At 70.7% G+C, this 24,583-nt stretch carries 24 protein-coding genes; 10 read left to right on the top strand and 14 right to left on the bottom strand.

Annotated features, from left to right (window positions below; genetic code table 11):
- The 4 genes from pdxH to ACT3SQ_RS00220 all read right to left on the bottom strand — a co-directional run bounded on the left by pdxH (window position 1) and on the right by ACT3SQ_RS00220 (window position 2,164).
- The gene (pdxH, locus tag ACT3SQ_RS00235) at window positions 1-684 is read right to left on the bottom strand and encodes a pyridoxamine 5'-phosphate oxidase (RefSeq protein WP_444592011.1); all 684 of its coding nucleotides are present in this window, start codon (window positions 682-684) and stop codon (window positions 1-3) included.
- Between the two features lie 243 nt (window positions 685-927).
- On the bottom strand, window positions 928-1,278 hold the full coding sequence (locus ACT3SQ_RS00230; protein ID WP_441445392.1) for a transcriptional regulator: 351 nt from the start codon (window positions 1,276-1,278) through the stop codon (window positions 928-930).
- On the bottom strand, window positions 1,275-1,775 hold the full coding sequence (locus ACT3SQ_RS00225) for a hypothetical protein (protein WP_441445393.1): 501 nt from the start codon (window positions 1,773-1,775) through the stop codon (window positions 1,275-1,277). Before ACT3SQ_RS00225 ends, ACT3SQ_RS00230 begins: the two co-directional genes overlap by 4 nt.
- Before the next feature lie 80 nt (window positions 1,776-1,855).
- Window positions 1,856-2,164 carry a hypothetical protein gene (locus ACT3SQ_RS00220; RefSeq protein ID WP_441445394.1) on the bottom strand — a complete coding sequence of 103 codons (309 nt, stop codon included), beginning with the start codon at window positions 2,162-2,164 and terminating at the stop codon, window positions 1,856-1,858.
- Window positions 2,165-2,524: 360 nt separating this feature from the next.
- On the opposite strand from ACT3SQ_RS00220, the gene ACT3SQ_RS00215 reads away from it, so the two are divergent.
- Together ACT3SQ_RS00215 and ACT3SQ_RS00210 are read left to right on the top strand one after the other, a co-directional pair.
- Window positions 2,525-4,696, top strand: coding sequence for a glucose PTS transporter subunit IIA (locus ACT3SQ_RS00215; RefSeq protein WP_444600747.1), 2,172 nt, complete (start codon window positions 2,525-2,527; stop codon window positions 4,694-4,696).
- Between the two features lie 122 nt (window positions 4,697-4,818).
- A complete protein-coding gene (locus ACT3SQ_RS00210) occupies window positions 4,819-5,829 on the top strand; it encodes a PRD domain-containing protein (protein ID WP_441445396.1) in 1,011 nt (336 codons plus the stop codon).
- On the opposite strand, the gene ACT3SQ_RS00205 is transcribed toward ACT3SQ_RS00210, so the two are convergent.
- Entirely contained in the window at window positions 5,826-7,082 is a 1,257-nt protein-coding gene (locus tag ACT3SQ_RS00205; RefSeq protein ID WP_441445397.1) for a PucR family transcriptional regulator, read from the bottom strand. The genes ACT3SQ_RS00210 and ACT3SQ_RS00205 overlap by 4 nt on opposite strands.
- Before the next feature lie 191 nt (window positions 7,083-7,273).
- On the opposite strand from ACT3SQ_RS00205, the gene ACT3SQ_RS00200 reads away from it, so the two are divergent.
- Complete coding sequence (locus tag ACT3SQ_RS00200) at window positions 7,274-8,491, top strand: acetyl-CoA C-acetyltransferase (protein WP_441445398.1); 1,218 nt, start codon at window positions 7,274-7,276, stop codon at window positions 8,489-8,491.
- Window positions 8,491-9,858: an acyl-CoA dehydrogenase family protein gene (locus tag ACT3SQ_RS00195; protein WP_441445399.1), complete on the top strand. Its 1,368-nt coding sequence runs from the start codon at window positions 8,491-8,493 to the stop codon at window positions 9,856-9,858. The genes ACT3SQ_RS00200 and ACT3SQ_RS00195 overlap by 1 nt, the downstream gene beginning before the upstream one ends.
- Before the next feature lie 93 nt (window positions 9,859-9,951).
- On the opposite strand, the gene ACT3SQ_RS00190 is transcribed toward ACT3SQ_RS00195, so the two are convergent.
- Complete coding sequence (locus ACT3SQ_RS00190) at window positions 9,952-10,875, bottom strand: hypothetical protein (RefSeq protein WP_444600746.1); 924 nt, start codon at window positions 10,873-10,875, stop codon at window positions 9,952-9,954.
- Window positions 10,876-11,141: 266 nt separating this feature from the next.
- Between ACT3SQ_RS00190 and ACT3SQ_RS00185 the strand changes: the two genes are divergently transcribed.
- Entirely contained in the window at window positions 11,142-11,657 is a 516-nt protein-coding gene (locus ACT3SQ_RS00185) for a hypothetical protein (RefSeq protein ID WP_442331905.1), read from the top strand.
- On the opposite strand, the gene ACT3SQ_RS00180 is transcribed toward ACT3SQ_RS00185, so the two are convergent.
- From ACT3SQ_RS00180 to ACT3SQ_RS00160, 5 genes are read right to left on the bottom strand one after another with little or no spacing between them, the layout of a single operon-like run.
- Window positions 11,618-12,427, bottom strand: a complete 810-nt coding sequence (locus ACT3SQ_RS00180; protein ID WP_442331908.1) for a nitroreductase family protein — start codon at window positions 12,425-12,427, stop codon at window positions 11,618-11,620. The genes ACT3SQ_RS00185 and ACT3SQ_RS00180 overlap by 40 nt on opposite strands.
- Window positions 12,428-12,429: 2 nt before the next feature.
- Window positions 12,430-12,759, bottom strand: a complete 330-nt coding sequence (locus ACT3SQ_RS00175) for a hypothetical protein (RefSeq protein WP_444600745.1) — start codon at window positions 12,757-12,759, stop codon at window positions 12,430-12,432.
- 52 nt (window positions 12,760-12,811) lie between these two features.
- Window positions 12,812-13,927 (bottom strand): PLP-dependent cysteine synthase family protein, encoded by a 1,116-nt coding sequence (locus tag ACT3SQ_RS00170; RefSeq protein WP_444600744.1) that lies wholly within the window; start codon window positions 13,925-13,927, stop codon window positions 12,812-12,814.
- A gap of 26 nt (window positions 13,928-13,953) precedes the next feature.
- On the bottom strand, window positions 13,954-14,412 hold the full coding sequence (locus tag ACT3SQ_RS00165) for a hypothetical protein (protein ID WP_441445404.1): 459 nt from the start codon (window positions 14,410-14,412) through the stop codon (window positions 13,954-13,956).
- Between the two features lie 49 nt (window positions 14,413-14,461).
- Entirely contained in the window at window positions 14,462-15,319 is an 858-nt protein-coding gene (locus ACT3SQ_RS00160; protein ID WP_444600743.1) for a GNAT family N-acetyltransferase, read from the bottom strand.
- A gap of 350 nt (window positions 15,320-15,669) precedes the next feature.
- Here ACT3SQ_RS00160 and ACT3SQ_RS00155 point away from each other — a divergent pair, with 350 nt between their 5' ends.
- On the top strand, window positions 15,670-16,509 hold the full coding sequence (locus ACT3SQ_RS00155; protein ID WP_444600742.1) for a hypothetical protein: 840 nt from the start codon (window positions 15,670-15,672) through the stop codon (window positions 16,507-16,509).
- A gap of 115 nt (window positions 16,510-16,624) precedes the next feature.
- Here the strand turns inward: ACT3SQ_RS00155 and ACT3SQ_RS00150 are convergent, their stop codons facing one another.
- Window positions 16,625-17,107, bottom strand: coding sequence for an SRPBCC family protein (locus ACT3SQ_RS00150; RefSeq protein ID WP_442332704.1), 483 nt, complete (start codon window positions 17,105-17,107; stop codon window positions 16,625-16,627).
- 2 nt (window positions 17,108-17,109) lie between these two features.
- On the bottom strand, window positions 17,110-17,484 hold the full coding sequence (locus tag ACT3SQ_RS00145) for an ArsR/SmtB family transcription factor (RefSeq protein WP_444592009.1): 375 nt from the start codon (window positions 17,482-17,484) through the stop codon (window positions 17,110-17,112).
- Between the two features lie 146 nt (window positions 17,485-17,630).
- Between ACT3SQ_RS00145 and ACT3SQ_RS00140 the strand changes: the two genes are divergently transcribed.
- The 4 genes from ACT3SQ_RS00140 to ACT3SQ_RS00125 all read left to right on the top strand — a co-directional run bounded on the left by ACT3SQ_RS00140 (window position 17,631) and on the right by ACT3SQ_RS00125 (window position 23,121).
- Window positions 17,631-18,590, top strand: a complete 960-nt coding sequence (locus tag ACT3SQ_RS00140) for a hypothetical protein (RefSeq protein ID WP_444600741.1) — start codon at window positions 17,631-17,633, stop codon at window positions 18,588-18,590.
- Between the two features lie 187 nt (window positions 18,591-18,777).
- Window positions 18,778-19,494 carry a hypothetical protein gene (locus tag ACT3SQ_RS00135; protein WP_444502158.1) on the top strand — a complete coding sequence of 239 codons (717 nt, stop codon included), beginning with the start codon at window positions 18,778-18,780 and terminating at the stop codon, window positions 19,492-19,494.
- A gap of 231 nt (window positions 19,495-19,725) precedes the next feature.
- A complete protein-coding gene (locus ACT3SQ_RS00130; RefSeq protein WP_444502159.1) occupies window positions 19,726-21,954 on the top strand; it encodes a 3-hydroxyacyl-CoA dehydrogenase NAD-binding domain-containing protein in 2,229 nt (742 codons plus the stop codon).
- 204 nt (window positions 21,955-22,158) lie between these two features.
- Window positions 22,159-23,121, top strand: a complete 963-nt coding sequence (locus ACT3SQ_RS00125; protein ID WP_441444551.1) for a hypothetical protein — start codon at window positions 22,159-22,161, stop codon at window positions 23,119-23,121.
- A gap of 86 nt (window positions 23,122-23,207) precedes the next feature.
- Here the strand turns inward: ACT3SQ_RS00125 and ACT3SQ_RS00120 are convergent, their stop codons facing one another.
- The gene (locus ACT3SQ_RS00120) at window positions 23,208-24,494 is read right to left on the bottom strand and encodes an aminotransferase class I/II-fold pyridoxal phosphate-dependent enzyme (RefSeq protein WP_444502160.1); all 1,287 of its coding nucleotides are present in this window, start codon (window positions 24,492-24,494) and stop codon (window positions 23,208-23,210) included.
- Window positions 24,495-24,583 lie beyond the last annotated feature (89 nt).

Below are 24,583 nucleotides of genomic sequence, written 5' to 3'. Positions count from 1 at the left end.
TCAGGGCTGCAGCCGGTGCCGCTCCCAGGTGCCGTCGGCCGCTGCGGTGTAGAGGATCCGGTCATGGACGCGGTGCGGGCGACCCTGCCAGAACTCCAGCGTCCGCGGGCGCACGCGCAGCCCGCCCCAGAACGGCGGCCGCGGCACCGGCCCGTCCGCGAACCGATCCTCGGCCGCGGCGTACTGCGCCTCCAGCCCCTCGCGCGAGGCGATGGACCGCGACTGATGGGAAGCCCAGGCCCCCAGCTGGGAGCCGCGCGGACGCAGCGCCCAGTACGCATCGGACTCCGCCGCAGAGACCTCCTCCACGGCGCCCTCGATGCGCACCTGCCGCTGCAGCGGATACCAGGGCAGCAGCAGCGCGGCCTGCGGCGTGGCCCGGGCCTCGCGGCCCTTGTCCGAGTCCAGGTTCGTGTACATCACGAAGCCGTCTGCGTCGTGCGCCTTCAGCAGCACGGTGCGCGAGCGCGGCCGGGGTATGCCATCGGCATCGAGCGCCACGGTGGAGAGCACCACGGCCGACGGCTCCGGCAGATCCCCGTGCTCCTCCCGGCGGGCGAAGGCCTCCGCCAGCCAGAGATCGAACAGGGCCAGCGGATCAGACGGGGCATCATCCGGCAGCGATCCGGCGAGATAGTCGGTGCGCTCGCCGGCGAGCCGGGGGAGGCCAGCACGGTCTGTCATCGGAGTCTCCTGTCCCTCGGTGGTCTTCCCCGCCCGCACCAGGCTCGCGGGGACAGCGGGCCGCGTGGAAGCGGTGGCGCCGACGACCAGCGGGGTGGACGTCCTCGTCCTGGGGCTGATCCTAGAGCGCGTGCGGACTTCATGCGCTGTGCTGTCCTGCGCTGTGCTGTCCTGCGCCGTGCTGTCCTGCGCCGTGCTGTGCGGACACTGACCAGAGTGGCTGCTGATCTGACCGGCTGCTGATCAGCTCGGCATCGCGGGGTCGCCCTCGGCGATGGCGCGCAGCGCGGCCAGATGCCCGGCGAGGGCGGCATGGCCCTTCACGGTGAGCGAGACCCAGGTCAGCCGACGGGCATCATTCCGTACCGGAGAGAACTCCTTGCGCAGCTTCACCAGCTCCGCGTCGGCCAGCAGCTTGAGGTTCTTCGAGAGGTTCGCGTCCTTCAGCTGCAGGGTGTCGCGCAGCACTGAGAACTCGACCTCACTCATCGGGCGCAGCAACCCGCAGATCCGCAACCTCACCGGAGCGTGGATGAGCTCATGGAATTCTGGTGCGGGTTCCTGCCCTGCACGGGGAGCGGAAGCCCTGCTCATCGCTGCGTGGAGTGGTGGGAGGGGGTGGAGATCTCGGAGCGCAGCACCGCGTCGTACCGGCGCCCCAGCCACACCGTCGCGACGAAGCCGAGCACCGCAGGCACCAGCACCCACCACGGGGAGAGGCCGGCGATCTTCATCAGCACCCCGGATGCCATCAGCACGACCAGCGTTCCCAGGAGCAGCAGCATCATGCGCCGGCTGCGGGGGCCGGCGGGCTCGGACATCCAGACCTTGTACCGGCTGGTGTAGGCCTTGATCAGGAAGGGGATCCAGATGATGACCATCACGATCATCGACATGGAGGCGACCGAGGGCAGTGATTGGGCGATGATCGCCGCCGCGACCATCCCGCCGAGGATGGGGTGGTACCACCACGGCGTGACCAGGCGCGCGGCGAGCTGCGACGCGTCCGTGTCCATGGCGGCCAGCCTGGCGCGAGCCTCCGCGGCGGAGGGTGCGTCCTCGGGCCCGCCCTGCGCGATGTCGTTTTCCATGTTGGAAACTCTATGAGTCACTTCACTGTTCGTCAAGTGACTGAGGGTGGTGTCCGACCGTGCTCGGACTGCGGAGGCTCTCAGACTGTCGCGAGATCCCCGCGGCCACGACGCGGACGGTGATGGACTCCGGGCTCGCGCAGCAGGGAGGAGAACAGGCCCCGACGGCCCCGGCGCGTCATCACGGAGCGAGACTCCGGCGGGGAGGGGAGCGCCGCGAGCTCGAAGGTGCTGGGATCCTGGCCGCGCGCGGCGGCGCGAGCCTTCGCGGCGCGCACCTGCTGCAGCGACTCGAGCTCACCCCAGGTGGCCGGCAGCGGCCGGTAGTCGATGAGGTGGTCTTCGGTGGTGGCACGGGTGCGGCTGGTGGAGATGGTTGCGTTTCTCATGCCTCCACTGTGCGGCGCGGCGCACCGCCGCCGCGTCCTCCGGGAAGCGCGAGGGCGTCATCCCGTGGGTGGATCCTGAGAGGGTCGCTCGGGACAGTCATCCACACTCCGGGCTGACGGGCTGACGCGGGACCTCCGTCCCGCTTGCGTGATCGCAGGAGCCTGCTAGTGTTCCTCTCCGAACCACTGTGTTCACCGGATTGTCATCCCCCGTCCTTGACGGAGGAGCAAGACCTGGGACCTGCTCGTGCGCTCCAGCGCACCCGGCGGGGCCCGGGTCTTTTTTGTTGCCCGGAACCTGCCGCCCGCAGGTCCACCGACCCCAGGAAGACCGACCCAGGAAGGATGCGACGACGCATCATGAGCACCTCCTCACCAGGGACCACGTCGATCGCCGAGGACATCGTCCGCGGCGTCGGCGGGCCAGAGAACATCGAGAGCCTCACCCACTGCGCGACCCGACTGCGCTTCCAGCTCCATGACGGTGAGAAGGTGGACCGGGAGAGCCTGGACGCGCTCTCCGGCGTGATGGGCACCGTGCCCCAGTCCGGCGATCGCTTCCAGGTCGTCATCGGCGGCGCCGTCGCCGGGGTCCACTCCCAGATCATGAACCTCCCCTCGATGGCCGACGGCGGCACGCCCGTCGCCCAGTCCGACGCCGAGGTCAAAGCCGCGATCCGTTCCAAGGCGAGGGGGAAGTGGTCCTGGCTCGACAGCTTCTTCGAGTACCTCTCGGACTCCTTCCGTCCGCTGATGGGCGTGCTGCTGGGTGCTTCGCTGATCATCGCGATCGCCTCGGTGCTCGACGCCCTGGGCATGGTCGACTTCCGCGCTGAGGACAAGTCCTCGACCTGGGTGTTCGTCGATGCGATGTGGCGTTCGGTGCTGTACTTCCTGCCGATCATGGTGGCCTTCAACGCCGCGAAGAAGCTGCAGATCGACGGCTGGGTCGGCGCTGCGGTGATGGCCGCGGTGATGACCCCGGACTACATGGGCCTGCTCGACGGCACCACCCCGGGTGTCACCTGCACCACCAATGAGCTGCTGGGCACCCAGCAGTGCATCGCCCAGGTGTTCGGTCTGCCGATGCAGCTGAACGACTACGGCGGCCAGGTGTTCGTGCCGCTGCTGATGGTCGCGCTGCTGGCACTGGTCTACAAGGGCCTGCAGAAGGTCTTCCCGCCCAACGTGCAGCTGGTGTTCGTGCCCTTCCTCGCGATGCTGGTGATGATCCCGGTGACCGCCTTCCTGATCGGCCCCCTCGGCATCTGGGCCGGCAACGGCCTCGGCGCGGGCCTGGCCTGGCTGAACGGCAACGCACCGCTGGTCTTCGCGATCTTCATCCCGCTGCTGTACCCGTTCCTGGTGCCGTTGGGCCTGCACTGGCCGCTGAACGCGCTCATGCTGCAGAACATCAACTCCCTGGGCTATGACTTCATCCAGGGCCCCATGGGCGCCTGGAACTTCGCCTGCTTCGGCGCCACCGCCGGCGTGCTGCTGCTCTCGATCCGCCACCGCGAGGCCGAGATGCGCCAGACCGCCACCGGCGCGCTCGCCGCGGGCCTCTTCGGCGGCATCTCCGAACCGTCGCTGTACGGCATCCACCTGCGCTTCAAGCGGATCTACCCGCGCATGCTCGTGGGCTGCCTCGCCGGCGGTCTGACCGTGGGCCTGCTCGGCGGAGTGAACACCTCCGTCTTCGCCTTCACCTCGCTGCTGACCATCCCCGTCTTCGACCCGATGCTCACCTACGTCATCGCGATCGTCATCGCCTTCGTGGTCGCCATGGTCCTGGTCTTCTTCTCCGACTACCGGACCGCCGAGCAGCGCGCCGAGGCGAATGCCCAGCGTGACGCCGCTGAAGCCGCCGCCGCGCCCGCCGCGGCAGAGGCCGTCGCACCCGCCGCGGAGCGCGAGCTCGCGACGGTCGGTGCACCCGCTGCCACCGGCGTCGCTGCCGCTCCCGGCGCTGCTTCGACTGGCGCTGCCGCGTCGGGCGCTGCTGGTCCCGGTGCTGCGCCGTCCAGTGCTGCGACGTCCGGTGCCGCCGCGAACGGTGCCGCCGTGCCCGGAGCCGGCGACGTAGTCCTCACCGCCCCCGTGGCCGGACGCCTGGTGCCGATCGGTGAAGTCTCCGACCCGGTGTTCGCCTCGAAGGCCCTGGGAGAGGGCGTCGGCATCATCCCTGTCGACGGGCGCATCCTCGCCCCGGCGGACGGCCTGCTGGCCACCGTCGCCACCACCGGTCACGCCTTCGGGCTGCTGGCCGACGGCGGCGCAGAGGTGCTGGTCCACGTCGGCATCGACACCGTGAAGATGGACGGTGAGGGCTTCGACGTCCGCGTCGAGCAGGGGCAGCGGGTGCGGGCCGGCGACCTGCTGGCCGTGGTCGACCTCGAGGCGATCCGCGCCGCAGGATACGACTCGATCACCCTGCTGACCGTCCCGAACACCTCGACCTTTGCCGCGGTCGAACCCGCACCTGCGGCCGACGTCGTGGCCGGGGACACGGTGGTAGTGGCTCGCCGCTGAGCCGCTGGTCCGGTGCGCGTATCCTCCTGTTGAGGGTGCGCGCACCGTGGCAGCCGACCGCTGCCTGGCAGGAGGTGCACGTGCTCTCGACGACGAGGGCCGAGAAGAGAGGTGCTGTGCCGATGAAGGTGCTGAGGGTCCTCAACAACAACGTCGTGCTCTCCCGCGACGAGATCGGCCAGGGCGTCATCCTCACCGGGCGCGGCATCGGCTTCCGCGCGCAGCCCGGCCAGCAGGTCGACCCCGAGAAGATCGTGCAGATCTTCGTCCCGGCCGACGGGCGGGATCCCGACCACCTCGCCGAGGCGTTCGCGATGATCGACCAGGAGATCCTGCGGGCCGTCGTCATCGCGCTGCGCGAGACCGGCATCGAGGATCGCGAATCCCACCGCCCTACGCTCGCCATCGCCGTGGCCGATCACGTCTCCGGCGCCCTTGAGCGTCTGCACCAGGGGATCGAGATCGAGTACCCGTTGCAGGCCGAGGTCCAGACCCTCTATGCCGAGGAGTACGACAGGGCCCGCCGGCTGCTCGTCGAGGTCAACCGTCAGGTGGATCCGAAGCTGCCCGAGCATGAGGCGACAGCTCTCGCGCTGCACCTGGTCAACGCCGGGTTCGCGACGGGTGACCTGTCCTTCACCTACACCATGACCGGGGTCATCCAGCAGATGCTGGCGATCGTGGGGGAGCGGTTCGGGATCGTGGTGGATCGCCACTCGATGGCCGCCGCCCGCTTCATCACCCATGTGCGCTATATGTTCGTGCGCATCCAGCAGCATCGTCAGCTCGACGGTGAGCAGTCCCTGATCAGCCGCACCATCTGCGAGGCCTATCCCGAGGCGACACGCACCGCCGAGCAGCTCGCGGTGATCGTGCGGCTGCGGATGGGCGATGCCCTCTCCTACGACGAGATCGCCTACCTCGCGCTGCATGTGGCCCGGATGACCATGGAGGTCGAGGCCGCCACGACGGCGGTCAGCACGGTGGACAGCGGGGTCGGCATCACAGCCAGCAGCGGAGCTGGCGGCGCGGCCGACAACGCAGGCAGCGGCGCAGCTGGCAGCGCGGCCGACAACGCAGGCAGCAGCGCAGCCGCCAGGGAAGCCGATAGGGGAACCGACAGCGGAGCTTAGGCGCCGTCCGCGAAGGTCGGCGACCCCGCGGGCCGCCCGTGTTCCGGCTCCGCCGCCAGGGCCCAGCTCACCTCGATCAGGTGCTCCGGCTCGTGCAGATCCGCGCCGGTCAGCTCCTGGAATCGCTTCAACCGGTAGCGCAGCGTGTTCACATGCACCGGGATCGACGCGGCGGCGCGTGGGATGTTCAGTCCATGCGCCAGGTAGGCGCGCACCGTCTCCTGCAGCAGCTGCCCGAACGCACCCTCGGCGCGCAGCGGCTCGAGGTGGCGGCGCCGCAGCAGCTCGGTGGCCTCGGGGCTGGCCGTGATCCCCATCCGCCAGGAGAGCGTCCCGAGGTCGGCGAGGCCCCGGTGGCCGACCCGTGCCGCGGCCGTCTGCACACGGCTTGCCGCGACGAAGGACTCCGGCAGTCGAGCGAGAGGGCCGGGTGGGCCCAGCGCGAGGGACAGGCCCTCGGGGTCGACGCCGACGGCGGGCTCGCCGAGCACTAGGCCGACCTCGCCCATGCCGTGCGGAGTGCTCAGGACCTCCACCCCGGCGCGCGCCGCCCAGTCCTGGAGCCGGTGGGCGGTGTCGGCAGCGTCGGACCGGTCCTCGTTCTCCGGCTGACCATTCTCCAGCTGCCAGTTCTCCATCTGTCGGGCGGAGGGAGCCGCGATGAGCGCACGTGCGGGCGCCTCGCCGGGAACGCCGTAGGCGGCGGCGCCGCTGAGCAGCTCGGTGCGCGGCAGGCCGGTCATCACCGCCTCGATCAGCCAGCGGGAGCGGCGGCCGGAGTCGGCGACGGCCTGGGCGATGCTGCGCTCCTGGTGGCCGATGACGGCGCGGGTGGAGAACGAATCCCCGAGCGACCACAGCAGGGTCGCCACGACCAGCACCTCCTCGGCGGGCAGTCCATGCGCCGGGGCGAGCCGCCGCAGGCGGTCCAGGATCTCCGTCATGCACAGGCGGAAGCCGGCCAGCACGCTGCCCAGCGGCACCCCCTGCCCCATCCGCTCGACGGCGAGCTCCTCCGCCTCGGCGATCTGCTCGGCATCCGGAGAGGCCCCGCGGCGCACGGTGCGGATGCTGAGGTCGATGTTGCGATGGATCGACGCTTCGAGCGAGGCGGAGGGGACCTCGCCGTAGCCGGGCAGGGCCGTACGGATCGCGCTCGAGATCTCCGGCACCAGGGACTCTTCGTGCTCGAGAGCGTCGAGCATCCTGTCCAGGGCCGCGCCGGCGGCGGGCAGAGAGCGGGGATGAGCCATGGGGGCACCCTATCGGCGCCATTGAGGCACCCTATCCGCGCCGTGGAGTCGCCCTTCTCGGCATGCTGGCCGGTCGGCTGACTTCCCTCCAGGTATGTGCAACCCGTAGTATCAGGAACATCAGGTAGCGTGCATCCCGCCGCACCCGCCGGCAAACCGCCCCCAGACATCGTCGTCGAAGGAGAACCCTCGTGCCCGAGGCCGTCATCGTCGCCACCGCCCGCTCCCCCATCGGTCGCGCCCGCAAAGGGTCGCTGAAGGACATCCGCCCCGACGACCTCGTCGGCCAGATGATCCAGGCTGCGCTCGACCAGGTTCCGCAGCTCGACCCCACCACGATCGACGACCTGCAGCTGGGCTGCGCGATCCCCGAGGGCCAGCAGGGCGGGAACCTCGCCCGCACCGTCGCGGTCCGCCTCGGCCTGGACACCGTGCCCGGCGCGACGGTTACCCGCTTCTGTGCCTCCTCGATCCAGACCACCCGCGCGGCCTTCCACGCGATCGCCTCCGGCGAGGCCCGCGTGGTGATCTCCGCGGGCGTCGAGTCGATCTCCTCGAGCTCCGGCAAGCTGATGGACGAGGACGCCCGCGACCCCCTGTTCCGTGACGCCTGGGAGCGCACCGAGAAGCGCGCCACCCGAGAGATCCCCGCCCCCTGGCACGACCCGCGCGAGGACGGCGAGCTGCCCGACGCCTACATCGCCATGGGGCAGACCGCCGAGAACGTCGCCGAGCTGCGCGGCATCTCCCGCGCCGCCCAGGACGAGTACGCCGTGCGCTCCCAGAACCGCGCCGAGGCCGCGATCGCCTCCGGCTTCTACGCACGGGACATCACGCCGGTCACCCTGCCCGACGGCACCGTGGTCAGCGCGGACGACTCTCCGCGCGCCTGTGTCACGCTCGAGGCCGTCGGCGGGCTGGACCCCGTCTTCCGCCCGGGCGGAACCGTCACCGCCGGCAACTGCTGCCCGCTGAACGACGGCGCCGCAGCGCTGATCGTCATGGAGGCGGAGTACGCGAAGGAGCTGGGCATCACCCCGCTCGCCCGCGTGGTCGCCACCGGCGTCTCCGGCCTCAGCCCCGAGATCATGGGCCTCGGACCGGTGGAGGCGACCCGCAGAGCGCTCGCACTCGCCGAGCTGACCATCGACGACATCGACCTGGTCGAGTTCAACGAGGCCTTCGCCGCGCAGGTGCTGCCCGCCGCCGAGGACCTCGGCATCGACCACGAGAAGCTCAACGTCCACGGCGGGGCGATCGCGCTCGGCCACCCCTGGGGCTCCACCGGCGCCCGCATGACCACCACCCTGCTCCACGGCCTGCAGGAGCGCGAGGGCCGCTACGGCCTGGCGACCCTGTGCGTCGGCGGCGGCCAGGGCATGGCCCTCATCATCGAGAGGATGAACTGATGACCAGCAACGACTCCCACGCCCAGCCCGCTCCGCAGCAGTCCGGGTGGAACGCCCCAGTGCCCGGCCACATCTCCCCCGGGGGCAACCCCGGCGGCTCCGACGACGCCCGACGGGACAGCGTGGTCACCGACCGCGCCGTCGTCTCCGCACCGGATGCCACGGCCGCCACCCCGGCCGACCTGCTGCCCGCCGCGGCGGACCATTACGCGCTCTTCCAGGACGTCGCCGGCGAGGATCTCCGGGCCTGGGCGGATGCCCGCTCGCTCGCCGCCGAAGTGCTTCCGCAGATCAACGACTGGTGGGACCGCGGAGAGTACCCGATCGAGCTGATCGCCCGACTCGGTGAGCTCGACCTGCTCACCGACGGCCTCGACGTGCCCGGCCACCGCACCCTCTCCCCTCTCGCCACAGGCCTGGTGAACATGGAGCTCTCCCGCATCGACGGGAGCGTCGGCACCATGGTGGGCGTCCAGGGCGGGCTTGCACTGCGCTCGATCATGCTGCTGGGCTCCGAGGAGCAGAAGCAGCGCTGGGCCGAGCCGCTCGCCACCGGCGCGGAGCACGCCGCCTTCGCCCTCACCGAGCCTGATCACGGCTCCGACTCCGTCTCACTCGAGACGGTCGCCCGCCGCGACGGGGAGCAGTGGGTGCTCTCCGGGCAGAAGCGCTGGATCGGCAACGGTGCGGGCTGCCACCTCTCCGTGGTCTGGGCGCGCGTGGATGACGAATCGCAGCCGGAGCTGCACGGCCAGGTCAGCGGGTTCCTCGTGGACCAGTCGCTGCCCGGCTACGAGGCCGAGGTGATCCGCGGCAAGGTCGCCCTGCGCGCCATCCACCAGGCCCACATCACCATGACGGACGTGCGGATCGCGCTGGATCAGCGCCTGCCCGGGGCCCGTTCCTTCAAGGACACCTCGAAGGTCCTGTTCGCCACCCGCGCCGGGGTCGCCTGGGGCGCGCTCGGCCATGCCGTGGCCTGCTACGAGGCCGCCCTCGAGCATGCCCAGAAGCGCATCCAGTTCGGCCGACCGCTGGCGAAGGCGCAGCACGTCCAGGTGCGGCTGGCGTCGATGCTGCAGACCCTCACCTCGATGCAGCTGCACTGCGTACGGCTCGCCGAGCTCGAGGCTGCCGGGAGGATCCGCCCCGAGCAGGCCTCGCTCGCGAAGGTGCATAACACCCGCGCCGCGCGCGAGATCGCCTCGGACGCCCGCGACATGCTCGGCGGCTCCGGGATCCTGCTCGAGAACCGCGTGGTGCGCCACCGCAGCGACATCGAGGCCCTGCACACCTACGAGGGCACCGACACGATGCAGTCGCTCATCGTGGGCCGGTCGATCACCGGGGTCAGCGCCTTCGCGTGAGTCGCCTCTCCCGCCGGAAACGACTGTCGGGACAAGCGCAGATGCAGAGGCAGATGCAGATGCGGTGACGGGAAGGGCTCCGCGTCCGGCCCGTCACAGCGCGCGCAGCACCGTCGCGAGATCCTCGGTGACGTCGCCGGGGCACACCCGGTGCGTCCAGAGCGCTGCCGGCTCGCCCGCCCGGATGATCCGCATCTCGCCGGTGGGGTCCCCGCAGCCGATGCTGCGCCGCTCCAGGTGCACCTCGTTGACCGCGGTGAGCACGGTGCCGGTCTGAGCCCAGCTGAGCAGCACTCCCTCGGCCGCCTGCTCGACGTCCACCTCGGCGCCCCAGCCCTCCGGGGTGTTCGTCGCCGTCAGCAGCATCCCCTCGCTGCCCCAGCCCCGATCCAGGGAGTACCTCTCCGGCGGGGTGGCCTCGTCGGCGCTCTGGAGGGACTCGTCCCAGGGGCGGATCTCCACGGTCCACTGCTGCCATGGCCGGGCGAGGTGCTCATCGATCCGGCCCACTGCCTCGCGGGCCTCGTCCGACAGCGCGGCCAAGGGTGTCTCTCCCTGGCAGTTCTGCATCGTGGAGCGGTGCGTGACCGAGCCTGAGATCTCGACGATGTCGCTGCCGATGTCCGTGCAGGCGTCGCGGTCCGAGTCGGGGACCGTCGGCTCCCACTCGAGATACGCCTCGGCGGCCTGTTCGACGCGGGCGCGCTGCTCGGGCTCGAGCTCGGTCTCGACCTCGAAGAGCACGGAGTCGTCCGGCAGTTCGAAGCGCAGCACCACCCGATCGCGGTGGATCTCGACGACCTCGTCCCCGAAATCACCCTCCATCGCCATCTGGTGCGAGGTGTAGGTGATGACATCGTCGTGCGTGAGATCGATGCTGTCTGCCGCTGACCCACCGCCGCCTCCACCGCCGCCGCTGCCGGGGAATCCCGGAAGCGGCGGCAGGGTGCAGGCGCTCAGCACCATGGCGAGCCCGCCCAGCAGGGCGAGGCCCCGTGCCACCTGTGACGTCCTCATGCGGTGCCTCCTCGGCCCGGCGCTCCGAGCGCGCTTCCGGTGGATTCATGCAGGTCGATGCCCGAGCACCTGGAGTCATCATAGGGAGATGGCGGACGAATCGGACAGCAGGTCGGCAGGTCGGCAGGCAGCACGGCAGACGGGAGCGGCTCGACCGGAGACCCGCCGGGCACAGCCCTCCCACCAGCTCCGTCAACGTCATCAGAAACGGTCGCTGACGTACGCCGCAGAGCCCCGACTGCTCGCTCAGGGAATCATCCCGGAGGATGAGCGCGGTCTCGAGTGCTCCAGGGGAGGAGTTCCTGCTCCTGACCCTCGACGTCGAACACGGTGCCTGGAAGTTGTCGGACCCCGTGGAGCCACCACTCGTGCGCATCGTGGTGCGCGGCGCTGGCGGAGAGGTTGTCGCACCGCTGGACCCCACCCAGGTCCCGGGGAGCTGCCTCGTGCGGGTGGTCGCCGATCCTGCCCCGGAGGACGCGGTGCTCGAGGTGATCCAGTGGGGGAAGGCCCGGCGCCTCAGTCTGATCGACGGGTTCTCAGTGCTGGCGCTGTCGGCCCGGGACTTGCCGATGAACCGCTCCTTCGGCTGGGCGGGGGACGGAGAACAGCTGCTCCGGCTCGAGATCGATGCCTTCCACTGGTTCTCGCGTCGCGAGGGCGGCGCCGAGCGCCTGCAGCGGGGAATGCGGGTCGTCCTTGGACCTCGGACCCAGCACCCTGCGCCCAGCGCGAGATCGGCTCAGCGGTCCGGCCGGGAGTCCTCGTCCCACCCGGTCTGAGGGCTCTCGCAGGTCTCCCGGAAGACGAACTGGGAGGGCAGCTTCCGCTCGCGGCTGGACCAGTCGATCGCCGGCCGACGCGATGTCTCGGGCAGGTAGCCGAGGCGGTAGACCGCCATCAGCTCGAGCTCGTCCGGGACCCGCAGGAGCTCGACGATCCCTCGCCAGTTCTCCGGCACCTCCATCGGGAAGGAGACGAACTGGATGCCCATTCCGAGCTGGGTGGTGGTCAGCCAGAGGTTCTCCATCGCCGCGCCCATGCTGAACACCGAGTAGAAGCCGGACAGCGCCTCGGGGCGATACTCCCCGCGCTCGAGCATCACCCCGATCAGCAGCGGCGACCCCGCCACCAGCTTCCGGTTCTCCTCGCCGAGCTCGCGCGGCACCCGCAGCCGATTCATCAGCTTCTGCCCCGAGCTGGTGAACACCTGGCTCGTGAAGGGGCGCAGCAGCGCCGGGAGACGGTCGAACAGCATGCCGCTGCGCGTCTCGTCCATCTCCTGCTGGGAGAAGCGGAAGTACTTGCGGTAGCGATGGAAGAAGGTGCCCTCGCCCATCACCTGCGTCATGCTCTCGCCGCTGATCCGGGCGATCTCGCCGATCGTGTCCGGATCCTCGATCAGCACGAATCGCCACGGCTGGCTGTTGAACTGGGACGGGGCCGCGGCCGCGGCGCGGATCAGCAGCTGTTGATGCTCGGGACTGACGGGGTCGGGCCTGAATGGTCCATTGGTGGTGCGGCGGCTGAAGACGGCATCGAGGAATTCCATCATCATCTCCGGGTCAGAAGCAGGGCGGCGGCGAAACAGGGGGCCGCGAGGGCGGCGGTCCGCGCATGGCGGGCCAACGGACGTGCTCCCTGGCGCTGCAGCAGCACGAGGGGGATCACCGCCGCGCCCAGGGCGACGGCCGACGGGTCGCGGCGGACCGCGCCGAGAGCGAGGGCCAGTCCCGTGGTGGAGGCGGTGGCGATGAAGAGCCCGTGGCGGACCCATCGCGCTCCCGAGGTGTCGATCAGGCCCGCCGCCACACTCAGCCCCAGCGCGGCATTGGCGGCGTAGCAGGTGCTGGCGATGCCCACCGCCGTGCGGACGATGCTCATGGGCGGGCCTCCTGGAGAGGTGGGGTGGTGGTGACGGGGACCCGCGGCGAGCTCAGCGGCTCCCGAGCGGCAGCATCCGCGCGAGGGCCTCCAGCCATGGTCCCAGCTCCCAGCCCTGTTCCGCGACCCAGTCATCGTCGAAGTAGGTGTCGGTGTACCGATCCCCGGGATCGCACAGCAGCGTCAGCACCGAGCCGGACTCGCCCCGCTCGCGCATCTGCCCGATCAGCTGCGCGGCAGCCACCAGGTTCGTGCCGGTCGACGCGCCGACGCGCCGCCCCAGTTGCTCGGAGAGATACCGCGCCGCAGCGACCGACGCCGCATCGGGCACCCGGATCATCCGGTCCACCACCCCGGGCACGAAGCTCGGCTCGACCTGTGGGCGGCCGATGCCCTCGATCCGGGAACCGCGGTCCGTGGTGACCGTCGGATCCTGCTGCACCCACCCCTCGAAGAACGCGGAGTTCTCCACGTCCGCCACGCACAGCGAGGTGGGCAGACTGCGATACCGCAGCAGGCGGCCGAAGGTCGCGCTGGTGCCGCCGGTCCCGGCGCCCACCACGATCCAGCGCGGCACCGGATGGGGTTCGAGCTCCAGCTGCGCGAACGCGCTGACGGCGATCGAGTTGTTCCCGCGCCAGTCGGTGGCCCGCTCCGCGTGGGTGAACTGATCCATGAAAAGCCCGCCCTGCTCATCGGCCAGCCGCTGCGCCTCCCGGCTCATCGACTCCGCGCTCGCGACCACATGGCAGTGGCCGCCGGCGGCTTCGATCAGTGCGATCTTGCGGGTGCTGGTGCCGCGGGGGATCACCGCGATGAAGGGGATGTCCAACATCCGCGCCACATGCGCCTCGCTCACCGCCGTCGAGCCGGAGGATGCCTCGATCACCGGCATCCCGGGCCGCAGCTGCCCGTTGACCAGCGCGAACAGGAACAGCGAGCGGGCCAGGCGATGCTTCAGACTGCCCGAGGCGTGGGTCGACTCGTCCTTGAGGTAGAGCTGGATGTCCCATTCGGCGGGCAGGTCCACGGTCACCAGGTGGGTGTCGGCGCTGCGGCGCCCGTCGGCCTCGAGCCGACGGATCCGCTCCGCCACCCATGCCCGCAGTGAATCATCGCTGCGATCCACATCCTCGAGGTGCTGCGGCCACGTCGCTGTGTCATCCATGCGATGACGGTAGCCCGTGCCGAGTCCTACTTGGTGCGCCGTGCAGGCTTCGGTGCGGCCTGCGCGGTGAGCTCGGCGTCCTCGAGCCGGAACACGACGTAGAAGACCGTGCCCAGCAGCAGCGAGAGGAGCACGATCACGCTCAGCGGGGTGGATTCCGGCAACAGCACGTGGAACAGGAGCGGCCCACCGGCCATCCAGCCGCTGAGCAGAGAACGGGGCCCGCCGATGGCAGGGAGGGAGGAGCCGCGGCCGTGGTGCCGGATCTGGGTACGGGCAACGATGATGGTGCCGATCGCCAGGATCAGGACCCCCAGCCCCAGCCCCAGGTCGCTCAGGGGCGAGGGGTAGCCCCCGAGCATCCCGTAGGTCCCGACGGTGTAGAGCGCGGCGCCGAGCAGGTGGGTTGCCCAGGACACGCGTTGTGCCGGGTGGGTTGGGTGGCCGGTCTGCGTGCTCGTCGTGGTGGGTGCTTCGGTATGCATCGTGCCCTCCTCGTTGCTCCCGCCACCGTACGGGCCTTGTGGCCAGCTGTCACGGAGTGCGCACGGCACCAAAGGAGAGCCGGCGCCGCAGCGCGAAGCCGAGCCTCTCGTAGCCGGTGATCGCTGCGGTGTTTTCGGCGGAGGCATGCAGCAGCGCGCGATCTCCGCGCTCCTGGATGCGGAAGGCGACGTCGAGCACCAGGCGGGAGGCGAGTCCCTGGCGGCGGTGCGCCTCGTCCACGGCAACAGCGCTGATCTCGGTCCAGCCCTCGGGGTGCAGGCGCTCGCCGGCCATCGCGATCAAGCGGCCCTCGCGGCGGATGCCCACGTAACGGCCCAGCTCGTGGGTGCGCGGTGCGAACGGTCCGGGTCGTGTGCGCTCGACCAGTGCGAGCATGTCGGCGCTGTCCTCCTCGCCCAGCTCGATGGCCTCCTCATCAGGTCGCGGCGCGAGGCGGTCGGTCTGGACCAGCTGCACGCCGGGGATGGAGAACACCGGTGTCCACCCTGCGGGCAGCAGCGGATCGGCATGGGAGACGCTCACGGCCGCGCCATGGCCGAACACCTCGAGGATCGCGTCCCAGACGTCCGGATGCTCCCAGTCGCGCACTCCCACGAACGGTGAGACGTCGCCCGGATAGCGCAGCACGTGCTCGTTCCCCTCCGCGAGGTGGCGGTGGTGGCCGGTCAGCGAGGACCAGGCAGGGTTGTCCAGCACTGCGTGCTCCGCAGCGGGAGTGCTCGAGCCGGGAGTGCCGGAGCCGGGAGTGCTCGAACTGGCGGTGCTCGAACTGGGGATGCTCGAGCCGGCGGTGCTCGAGCTGGGGGCGGGAGCAGCGTCCGTTGGCGCCTTCGGGCGTGCATCGATGTGCAGCGGCTCGGGGGCGGGGGAGTCCTGGAGCATCATGCGAGGTCCTCGTGCTGGGGAGGGTCGGCAGGGCCGACGGGTGACGCGGACACGCTACTCCCGACGGAGCCTCGGCATCCGATAGCGTGATCTCGTCCGCCGTGCCTCGGCGACCCCTCTCCAGGAAGGACCGCGGCCGTCACGGGCCGCACCGCGTCATGACTCAGCCTCCCCAGCCCCCTTCACCCTCCGACGCTCAGGGACCCTCCGACGCTCAGGGCTCGCAGCACCCCGGAGGCGCCTCGCAGCACCACGGAGGCGCCTCGCAGCACCCCGGAGGCGCGCCGACGCCTGGTCCCGGTCAGACGCCCGGCCCCGGCCAGCAGCCGGGGGGCCAGCAGTGGCAGCCCGTGCCCGGCCAGGACCCCCAGCAGAGCCAGCAGGACCAGAACGGCCAGCCCGGCACCGCCATTCCCGGCCAGCCCCCGGTCATGCCCCAGCAGGGTGCGGCAGGCGGGAAGTCCGGGCTCGGCAAGGGCCCGATCCTCGCGATGGTGGGCTGCGGCCTCCTGATCCTGGTGCTGGTGCTCTCGCTCGTCGGGTTCTTCGGCGTCCGCGCGCTGATGGGCAGCGGCGATGAGGAGCAGCCCACCTCCTCGCAGGAGGAGTCCCCGGCCGAGGAGGGGTCCACCGCACCGGAGGAGACCACCGAGTCCGAGGAAGAGACCTCGGAGCCCGTGGAGGGCGCGACCACCGAGCCCGAGGAGACCACCGAGCCCACCGAGGAGGCGGCGCCCGTCGGCGAGGCCAACGCAGTGCCCAAGGGCACCGTCGTCACCCTCGAGGACCCCAACGATTTCGCCGGCTCGATGGACATCGTCATCGGCGACGTGAACTGGGATGCCACCGAATGGGTGAGCGAGCAGAACAGCCACAACCCGCAGCCCACGGACCAGGGCAAATACATCATGGTCCAGGCCGAGATGACCTACCACGGACCGGACACGTTCAACTCCTTCGCGTTCGGTCCGATCGACTACGTCGCGGCCGACGGCACTCCCTATGAGGATGCCGGCGTCGTCACCCCGGATACCACCAGCAAGCTGGCACTGCAGGATGGTGAGTCCGGCACCATGCACTTCGTGTTCATGACGCCGGCCGACCTTCCCGAAGGCGGTCACTTCGTCGTCGCCGGCTCGCTCCCCCTGGATGAGGTGCTCGTCGAAGGGCAGTGGGTCGAGGCCGCCTGAGCCCCGAAGCCGCCTGATCCCGGGGCGGCGTAAGCCCCGCCCGCGGCAGCTCTCCCGCAGCGCCCCCGTTCACCCATGGTGACCGGGGGCGCTGCGCATGGGATCGGAGGGGTGGTCAGGCGACCAGCGCGTCGATCTGGTCGATCGCCGAGCGAGACCCCTCCTCCACGCCCATGTCGAGCACGGTCTGCAGTCCCTCCCGGCTGGCGAAGGTGGTCACGTAGACCGCCCGGGTGCCGCCGTCCTGCGCGGTGAAGGTGCTCACGCAGGTCGAGACCGGCAGCTCGGTGTTCGGTGAGAAGTCGTCATGGGCGAACCCGTCCTCGTAGGTGAAGGAGTCCGGCTCCTGGACCGCGAGCACGTTCCAATACCCCGGGAAGCGTTCGCCCTCGGGGCCGGTCATGAAATAGGTGACCCGGCCGCCGGGGGTGAGGTTGTGCTCGACCACGGTGGCGGGATACCCCACGGGCCCCCACACCTTCTCGAGCTGACGCGGATCCGCGTAGACCTCCCAGATCCGCTCCACCGGCGCGGCGAACTGCGCGGTGATCGTGAGGGTGAGGTTCTCCAGATCATGGGTGATGTCGGTGACAGGCATGGTCACTCCTTCGTGGTGGGCGCGGGGTCCCGGTGGGATGGAACGGGTGCGGGGTCGGACTCCAACAGCTCGTCAATACGGGTGATGTGGTCCCGCCAGCCGCGCTCGAGCTCGGTGAGGAGCTCGGAGGCGGAGCGGAGGGTTCCGGCGTCGCCGCGGGTCAGGGTCTCCCTGCCGTGACGGCGTCGGATGATCAGCCCGGCCCGCTCGAGCACCACAACGTGCTTCTGCACCGCCGTGAGGCTCATGGAGTAGTTCCGGGCCAGGGAGGACACCGACTGCTCGTGCTCCAGCACCCGGCGCAGGATGTCCCGCCGAGTGCGATCCGAGAGCGCGTGGAACCAGGCATCCGCTCTGGCGTCGTCGTTCCTCTGCATGCGAAAAACCTACAACCATTTGGTTGTGACTGGAAGGGGTGCAGACAGACTTCTTGCGGAGACGGCGGGCGGGGGTCGGCAGGGATGGCGCACAGCGGGCAGTGGAGGGGTCGAATCGCGGGCCCGGCGCGCCTATGCTCGATGGCATGGCACAGGGGCGGGATTCTTCCACCGGCTATGACTGGGAGGACCTCACCGACCCGTCCGAGCCGGCGCCTCTCGCGTTGCCCGATCGTGGGCTCGGCTCGACAGGCCGGGCGTCGGCGGCCGGCCCTGAGCTGCCGAGCCTCGGTGACGATCAGCCAGGCCGCAGCAGGGACGCCGCCCGTTCAGTGCCGGGGGAACCGGTCCCGCACGACATCGTCCAGGACGACGCACCTTTCGGGGCTCCCTCCTTCACCTACGACCCGCAGGAGCCCCTCGACGAGGAGCCGCGCCGCAGTGGATTGCCGGCCTGGGCGATCGTCGCCATCGTCTTCGTGCAGGCGGCCGCGCTGGTCGCGGTCGTCGGCCTCGTGGTGGGCGGGCTGCAGCGGCTCGGCGCCCCGTCCCCCGCGACGCCCGCAGCTGCCCCTGCCAGTGAGGAGGAGAGCGCGAGCGTGCCCGCCTCGCAGGCCTCCCAGGAACGGGAGCCAGGCACCGTCACCGACTCCGCAGGACGGGAGGTGACCGACGGGACCGGCGGATACGACCGCCCGGCGACCATCGGCGAGCACACCGTCACCTGGGCGGCCTGGACCGACGGAGCTCTCAGCGTCACCCCGCTCGAGGTGGACCTCGCGGCAACCGCTCCCGGAGCGGACGGCAAGGACGTGGTCCAGGACGGCTACCGACTGATCCTGGTGACCTTTGCGGTGCGCTACGACGGGCCCGGCCAGCTGGCTCCCGTCGAGGAGCTCTGGCTGACCGGTGAATCGGATCGCACCTATTTCCCCGATATCGCCCAGGGCCTGGTCCCGGACCCGATGACGTCGATCAGCCCTCTGGGCAGCGGCGAGAGCGCGCAGTTCCGCAGCGCCTACCTGGTCCCTGAGCGGGAGGTCGACACCTTCCGGCTGGGTGTGGAGACGTTCACCGGGGAGATCCTGTACTTCACGACCGCATGACCGCTGGCGGGCGCCCCTGCTCGAGGGCGCTGACCGGGGTGCTGAGTGAAGGTGCTCACCGCAAGCGGCCGCGCGTGCGCTAGCGTGACGGCGGATCGTGGAGTGCGATCCCGACCTGAACTGTCCGCCGAGGAGGGGAGACCGTCGCACTGCGGGCCACGAGTCCGCTCCCGCGTCGCGCACCGCCATGCACCAGAGCCCACCCCCTCACCCCTCGCACCGCACCGCCCTCACCGAGCCACTGCCTGCGCGGGCTCCTCGCACCTCCTTCTACCTGACCGTCGGCTGCCTCTCCGTGATCGCCGGACTCGTGCTCGGCGTCGGTGGATTCTTCGGCGTGCGCGCCCTCCAGCACGGGGGAGGGATCTCGATCGCCGGCGGAGGGTCCGACGGCGGCGGGGACGAGCAGGGCACGGAGACGACGCCCCCGACCTTCGACGAGATGCCGGTGGGGCCCGAGGATGCCGTGCCCTTCGGGAGCACCTTCCCGTTCCACTCCACCACGCTCGGAGCTGACGTCGACGTGACCGCGACCGCCATGGACTGGGATGCGACCTCCGAGATCCTGGAGGCCAACTCCCTCAATGCCGAGCCGGAGGAGGGAAACAAGTACGTGCTGCTCACGCTCGAGGGTCTCTATCACGGTGACAGCGACTACCCGTCGTCGTTGCAGGTCTGGATGCGGGCGGTCTATATCGCCGAGGACGGCACCGAGCACAGCCGTGCCTTCGTCGTGACCCCGCACTACGACGACCTCCTCGAGCAGCGCGGTGTCACCGCAGGAGGCACCTTCCTCTCGGAGCTCGCCTTCGAGCTCCCTGCAGAGGTCGAGGGTGGAGGGCACTTCGTGCTCCTCGACGATATGCAGGTGACTGAGGAGGGAGCCTGGATGGCGGCATCCTGAGCCAGCGCCCTGAGCCAGCGCCTCGAGCCAGTGCCTCGGGCTGCATCCTGGGCCGGCACCTGGAGCTGGCACGTGGAGCCGGTGACGTGAGCTGCCGCGCTCGCGGTGGGAACGGCTGGCGTCGGTGGACACCTGCCGTCGACCTGAGGCATGATCTACATGAAACCCGCAGTATCAGACAATCCTGCGGATGTCGCCTGCCCTCGACGAAGAGATCGCGAAAGGTCACTGATGAGCAGCTACACCGAGCACGTCACCCGAGTCCTGGCCGAGGACCGCGAGCATCCCGGACTGGGCACGGTAGCCGTGCTGACCTTCGCCCCGCCGGAGGGGGAGGAGCGACGTCCCGCCACCCTCGGGCCACGTTCGATCGACGCCGTCACCGGCGCGATCGGTGCCGCCCTGGATCGTGCCGAGGCCGGGGAGATCCAGGCGATCGCCATGACCGGCACCGGCCGCGTCTTCCTCGCCGGCGCCGACCTGTCGATGTTCGCCGACCCCACCGCGGTCGCGAACGTCAAGGGCATGACCAGCGCCGCCCATGACCTGCAGGTCCGCGTGCGCACCAGCTCGGTTCCAGTGCTCGCCCACCTCAACGGGGTCGCCCTCGGCGGCGGCCTGGAGGTGGCGCTGATGGCGGACGTCCGCACCGCGGGCCCCGCAGTGCGCGGCCTGGGTCTGCCCGAGACCAGCCTCGGCATCCTGCCCGGTTGGGGCGGCACCACCCTGCTGCAGGCAGTCGTCGGCGCCGATAACGCGGTGCGGATGATCCTCGAGGACCCGGCCCGCGACCGGCAGCTGAACGCCGAGCAGGCCCTTGAGATCGGACTGGTCGACGAGCTCGCGGAGGACTTGGACGAAGCGCTCGACGAGTTCGCCGCCCTGGTCGCCGCGCATGACGACCTCGACGAGGCCGACGCCGACGTGGTCGATCCCGCGCTCGCCGAATCCGCTCCCACCGGCACCGTCGCGGCCGACGGTGCCTGGGGCGGCCGCACCGCACCGCTGCCCGCCGCCGATACGCCGGAGGCGGAGGCGCTGCGCGATGCGCTCGATGCCGCCCACGGCCCGGCCGAGACCCGCCGCACCTGGGCCGCTCGGCTCGAGGCGCAGGGCGCCCCCGCCGTCGGCCGCGCCCTGGAGCTGCTGCAGCAGCTCCCGGGCTCCACCCTCCCCGACGCCCTCGCCCGGGAGGCTGCTGCCCTCGAGGAGCTGGTGCGCAGTGACGGTGCCGCGGCCTCGATGTACACCGCCGAGCTGCTGCGTCGCGGCAAGCCCGGACGCGCCCCCGTCGAGGGCGCACGCGAGATCCGCCGGGTGGGCGTGGCCGGCGCGGGGCTGATGGCCTCGCAGATCGCCGCCCAGCTCGCTCTCGGCCTGCAGGTCCCGGTCGTAATGCGGGATCTCGATACGGAGATCGCCGCCAAGGGCCTCGCCGCGGCCCGCGAGGTCATCGCCCAGACCGCCGCGCGGGGGCTGCTCGACGAGGCGGCCGCCGCCCAGATCTCCGAGAACCTCTCCGCCACCACGGACCTCCAGGAGCTCGCCGGCTGCGACCTCGTGCTCGAGGCCGTGCCCGAGGTGCTGAAGATCAAGCAGTCCGTCTTCGCGGAGCTCGAGACCGTCCTCGCGGAGGACGCGCTGCTGGTCACCAACACCTCCTCGCTCTCGGTGATGCAGATGGCGGAAGGCCTCGCCCACCCCGAGCGAGTGGTGGGCCTGCACTTCTTCAACCCCGTCGCCAAGATGCCGCTGGTCGAGGTGATCCACACCGAAGCCACCGACGAGACCACCCTCGCCACCGGCCTCGAGGTGGTGCGGAGGCTGCGGAAGTTCGCGGTGCGCAGCGCCGACGCCCCCGGCTTCATCGTCAACCGGCTGCTGTTCCGGGTGCTCGGCGCGGTCCTCGCCTCCGTCGACGCGGGCGCCGATCCGGCGGAGGTCGATGCCTCCCTCGACGCCCTCGGCATGCCGATGCGACCCTTCGAGCTGCTGGACCTGGTGGGCCTCGCTGTCGCGGACCACGTCGGCACGGTGCTCGCCGAAGAGCTCGGGGACCGCTTCCACGCCTCTCCGGGACTGCATTCGATGGTCGAGAAGAAGGCCCACTTCACCGAGCGCAGCAAGACGTCCGTGCACCCGCCGGTCTCCCCGACGGTCGCCGAGGTGTTCGCCGCGGAGCCGCACAGCGGCGCGGCGCCGCACAGCACGGCACGGACGGACGCGCCCGTCGGCGACGCGCTGCTCGAGAAGGTCCAGGACGGACTGGCCGAGGAGATCGCCCTGATGCTCGAGAACGGCATCGTCGAGCGACCCGAGCAGGTGGACCTCGCGCTGATCCTCGGCGCCGGCTTCCCCCGCCATCGCGGCGGCATCACGCCCTACCTCGACGCTTCGGGTGCCTCCCAGCGGGCCACCGGCCGCACCTTCCACGGGGAGCTGTTCACGGGCCGCGGCTGAGCAGCACCCTGCTGTCCGCCGCCCCGGGACCTGGCTCCGGCCGGGCCCGGGGCGGCGTGCTTCGTGACCTGATAGCGACCAGACCGAATCGGGACGGGGCCTGAACGCGCCGTACGATGTGGCGCACAGGCCCAGGGGGTCTCGGCCATCGCAGGTCGTGTCAGCAGAGAGGGGACGGCGCCGTCACCGGCGTCGGAGCAGAACATGTCGCAGCCACCGCAGAACGGATGGGGCCAGCCCCCGTCCGACGATTCCCATGCCCAGCAGCCCGCACCGGGCGGCTACGGCTCGCCGTCGCAGCCGTCGCAGGGCTATGGCCAGGACCAGGCCGGATCCGGCCAGCAGGGCTACGGCCAGCAGGGCTACGACCAGGCCTCCCCGAACGCCGGATACGGGCAGGACCCCTCTTTCGCTCCGAGCTTCGGGGACGGCGGCGGGCAGGGCTTCGCACCGCAGGGCGCACCCCCGAAGAAGTCCAACAAGCTCCCGATCATCATCTGCGCCGGCTGCGCAGTGCTCGCGCTGCTGCTGATCGTGGTGGGCGGCGGCATCTTCCTGTTCACCCGCAGCGGTGGAGAGCCCACCGGAGGTGGCGAGACCACCACGCAGGAGCCCAGTGAGGAGCCGTCCGAGGAGCCGAGTGAGGAGCCCTCGGAAGAGCCCAGCGAAGAACCGTCGGAAGAGCCCAGCGAGGAGCCCTCGGAGGCCCCGGCCGGTGACGGCGGCGGCACCGAGGACAGCCCGTACGCGCTCGGCCAGCAGTTCACGCTCGAGGATGGGGAGGGCGGCACCCTCGACATCACGATCGGCGAGATCAACTGGGAAGCGACGGAGGCGGTGATGGCGTCCAGCTCGACCAACACCGAGGTCTCCGAGAACCAGACCTACATCCTGGTCCCGGTCTCGGTCACCTATCACGGCGACGACTCGGCGGAGCCGATGCTGCTGCTCAGCCTCGAGTACCGCAGCGAGGCCGGCGGGACCTACTCGGACGAGGGCGCGCTGACTCCGGAGAGTCGAATCTACGTCGACACCCTCAACGACGGCGATAGTGGGAGCTGGGACTACGGGATCATCGTCCCGGTGGATGAGGTGAAGGCCGGCAGCTTCGTCGTCCGTCCGCTGTGGAACTTCAGCGCCGACGACACCTGGGTGAAGGCCGCCTGACTGGAGCACTGACCGTCAAGGCCACGTCGGCCTGCAGCGAGGTAGCGGCGTGGGCGGCCGTCAGCTGACCGGGCGGCGCTGATCGCTCAGCGGCGCGGCGCCGCCCAGGCATCGAGCTGCTCGAGGGCCCGCTCGATCGTGGTGCGGGACTTGCAGAACGCCATCCGCAGGTAGGCGCTCGCCTCGCCGGCCTGCCCGTCGCGGTAGAAGGCGGACAGCGGGATCGCCACCACCCCGGCCTCGGCGGGCAGGCGGTCGGCGAGGGCGTCGGCGTCGGGCTCTCCCAGCGGGCCCGCGTCCGCGACGGTGAAGTATCCGGCCTCGGGCACGCTCACCCGAAAGCCGATCTCACGCAACCCGTTAGTGAGCAGGTCCCGGCGCTCGCGCAGATCGGCGGCGAGATCGTGGAAGGCCGACGGCGGCATCGCCAGCCCCACCGCCACCGCAGGCTGGAAGGGTGCTCCGGAGGAATAGGTCAGCCACTGCTTCACCCCGGTGATCGCGGTGATCAGCTCGGGACGGGCGGTGATCCAGCCGATCTTCCAGCCCGTCACCGAGAACGTCTTGCCCGCCGAGGAGATCGAGATGGTGCGGTCCTGCGCCCCGGGCAGGGTCGCGATCGGCAGGTGGGCGGGACCGAAGGTGAGGTGCTCATAGACCTCGTCGGTGACGATCAGCGCGTCGTGCGCGACGGCCTCGTCGACGATCGCCTGCAGCGCGCCGACCCACAGCATCAGCCCGGTGGGGTTATGTGGGGTGTTCACCAGCACCAGACGGGTGCGGTCAGAGAATGCCGCACGCAGCGCGTCCTCGTCGACATCCAGCACTAGATCGCCCGAGCCAGCGTCGGCATCGGAGCCAGGACCGGAGCCGGCGTCGGGCGCGGCGTCGGAGCCAGAGCCGGAGGCGGGACGGGAGGTGACCGGCACCGTGCGGTGCACCCCGCCGGCCAGGGCGATCACCGCCGCGTACTGGTCGTAGAAGGGCTCGAGCGTGATCACCTCGTCCCCCGGCTCGACCAGCGCCAGGATCGTCGCGGCGAGCGCCTCGGTCGCGCCCGTGGTCACCAGCACCTCGGTGGCGGGATCCCAGTTCACTCCGTACCACTGGGCCTGATGCTCCGCGATCGCCTCGCGCAGCACCGCCTCCCCGGCACCGGGCGGGTACTGGTTCCTGCCCTCGCGGATCGCTGCGACCGCGGCCTCGGCCACCTCCGGCGGCGGGGAGTCATCGGGGAAGCCCTGGCCGAGGTTCAGCGCTCGGTGCTCTGCGGCGCGGGCCGACATCCGGGCGAAGACGGTGGGGCGGGCCACGCCGTCCTTCAGCAGCCCGGCAGCGGCGGTGGCACGGGTCCAGGGGCCTGAGATCTCCATGTGCCCGAGTCTGACAGAGAGGACCGCCGGCAGAGAGAACCGCCGGCAGAGAGGACCACCGGGGCACAGGTGGAGAACACCGGAGGGTG

Source organism: Brachybacterium sp. AOP42-C2-15 (genome assembly GCF_052377065.1).
In the GTDB taxonomy this organism is placed as follows: Bacteria; Actinomycetota; Actinomycetes; order Actinomycetales; family Dermabacteraceae; genus Brachybacterium.
This window is presented reverse-complemented; position numbering and strand designations above follow the sequence as displayed.

What these genes read in the sequence shown, in the direction of transcription:
- ACT3SQ_RS00205 (WP_441445397.1), bottom strand. Translation starts at nt 7,082, where the DNA reads ATGGCTCATCCCCGCTCTCTGCCCGCCGCCGGCGCGGCCCTGGACAGG.
- ACT3SQ_RS00215 (WP_444600747.1), top strand. Translation starts at nt 2,525, where the DNA reads ATGAGCACCTCCTCACCAGGGACCACGTCGATCGCCGAGGACATCGTC.
- ACT3SQ_RS00165 (WP_441445404.1), bottom strand. Translation starts at nt 14,412, where the DNA reads ATGCATACCGAAGCACCCACCACGACGAGCACGCAGACCGGCCACCCA.
- ACT3SQ_RS00190 (WP_444600746.1), bottom strand. Translation starts at nt 10,875, where the DNA reads ATGAGGACGTCACAGGTGGCACGGGGCCTCGCCCTGCTGGGCGGGCTC.
- pdxH (WP_444592011.1), bottom strand. Translation starts at nt 684, where the DNA reads ATGACAGACCGTGCTGGCCTCCCCCGGCTCGCCGGCGAGCGCACCGAC.
- ACT3SQ_RS00195 (WP_441445399.1), top strand. Translation starts at nt 8,491, where the DNA reads ATGACCAGCAACGACTCCCACGCCCAGCCCGCTCCGCAGCAGTCCGGG.
- ACT3SQ_RS00230 (WP_441445392.1), bottom strand. Translation starts at nt 1,278, where the DNA reads ATGAGCAGGGCTTCCGCTCCCCGTGCAGGGCAGGAACCCGCACCAGAA.
- ACT3SQ_RS00145 (WP_444592009.1), bottom strand. Translation starts at nt 17,484, where the DNA reads ATGCAGAGGAACGACGACGCCAGAGCGGATGCCTGGTTCCACGCGCTC.
- ACT3SQ_RS00125 (WP_441444551.1), top strand. Translation starts at nt 22,159, where the DNA reads ATGTCGCAGCCACCGCAGAACGGATGGGGCCAGCCCCCGTCCGACGAT.
- ACT3SQ_RS00160 (WP_444600743.1), bottom strand. Translation starts at nt 15,319, where the DNA reads ATGATGCTCCAGGACTCCCCCGCCCCCGAGCCGCTGCACATCGATGCA.
- ACT3SQ_RS00135 (WP_444502158.1), top strand. Translation starts at nt 18,778, where the DNA reads ATGCACCAGAGCCCACCCCCTCACCCCTCGCACCGCACCGCCCTCACC.
- ACT3SQ_RS00225 (WP_441445393.1), bottom strand. Translation starts at nt 1,775, where the DNA reads ATGGAAAACGACATCGCGCAGGGCGGGCCCGAGGACGCACCCTCCGCC.
- ACT3SQ_RS00175 (WP_444600745.1), bottom strand. Translation starts at nt 12,759, where the DNA reads ATGAGCATCGTCCGCACGGCGGTGGGCATCGCCAGCACCTGCTACGCC.
- ACT3SQ_RS00185 (WP_442331905.1), top strand. Translation starts at nt 11,142, where the DNA reads ATGAGCGCGGTCTCGAGTGCTCCAGGGGAGGAGTTCCTGCTCCTGACC.
- ACT3SQ_RS00130 (WP_444502159.1), top strand. Translation starts at nt 19,726, where the DNA reads ATGAGCAGCTACACCGAGCACGTCACCCGAGTCCTGGCCGAGGACCGC.
- ACT3SQ_RS00150 (WP_442332704.1), bottom strand. Translation starts at nt 17,107, where the DNA reads ATGCCTGTCACCGACATCACCCATGATCTGGAGAACCTCACCCTCACG.
- ACT3SQ_RS00170 (WP_444600744.1), bottom strand. Translation starts at nt 13,927, where the DNA reads ATGGATGACACAGCGACGTGGCCGCAGCACCTCGAGGATGTGGATCGC.
- ACT3SQ_RS00120 (WP_444502160.1), bottom strand. Translation starts at nt 24,494, where the DNA reads ATGGAGATCTCAGGCCCCTGGACCCGTGCCACCGCCGCTGCCGGGCTG.
- ACT3SQ_RS00210 (WP_441445396.1), top strand. Translation starts at nt 4,819, where the DNA reads ATGAAGGTGCTGAGGGTCCTCAACAACAACGTCGTGCTCTCCCGCGAC.
- ACT3SQ_RS00180 (WP_442331908.1), bottom strand. Translation starts at nt 12,427, where the DNA reads ATGGAATTCCTCGATGCCGTCTTCAGCCGCCGCACCACCAATGGACCA.
- ACT3SQ_RS00140 (WP_444600741.1), top strand. Translation starts at nt 17,631, where the DNA reads ATGGCACAGGGGCGGGATTCTTCCACCGGCTATGACTGGGAGGACCTC.
- ACT3SQ_RS00220 (WP_441445394.1), bottom strand. Translation starts at nt 2,164, where the DNA reads ATGAGAAACGCAACCATCTCCACCAGCCGCACCCGTGCCACCACCGAA.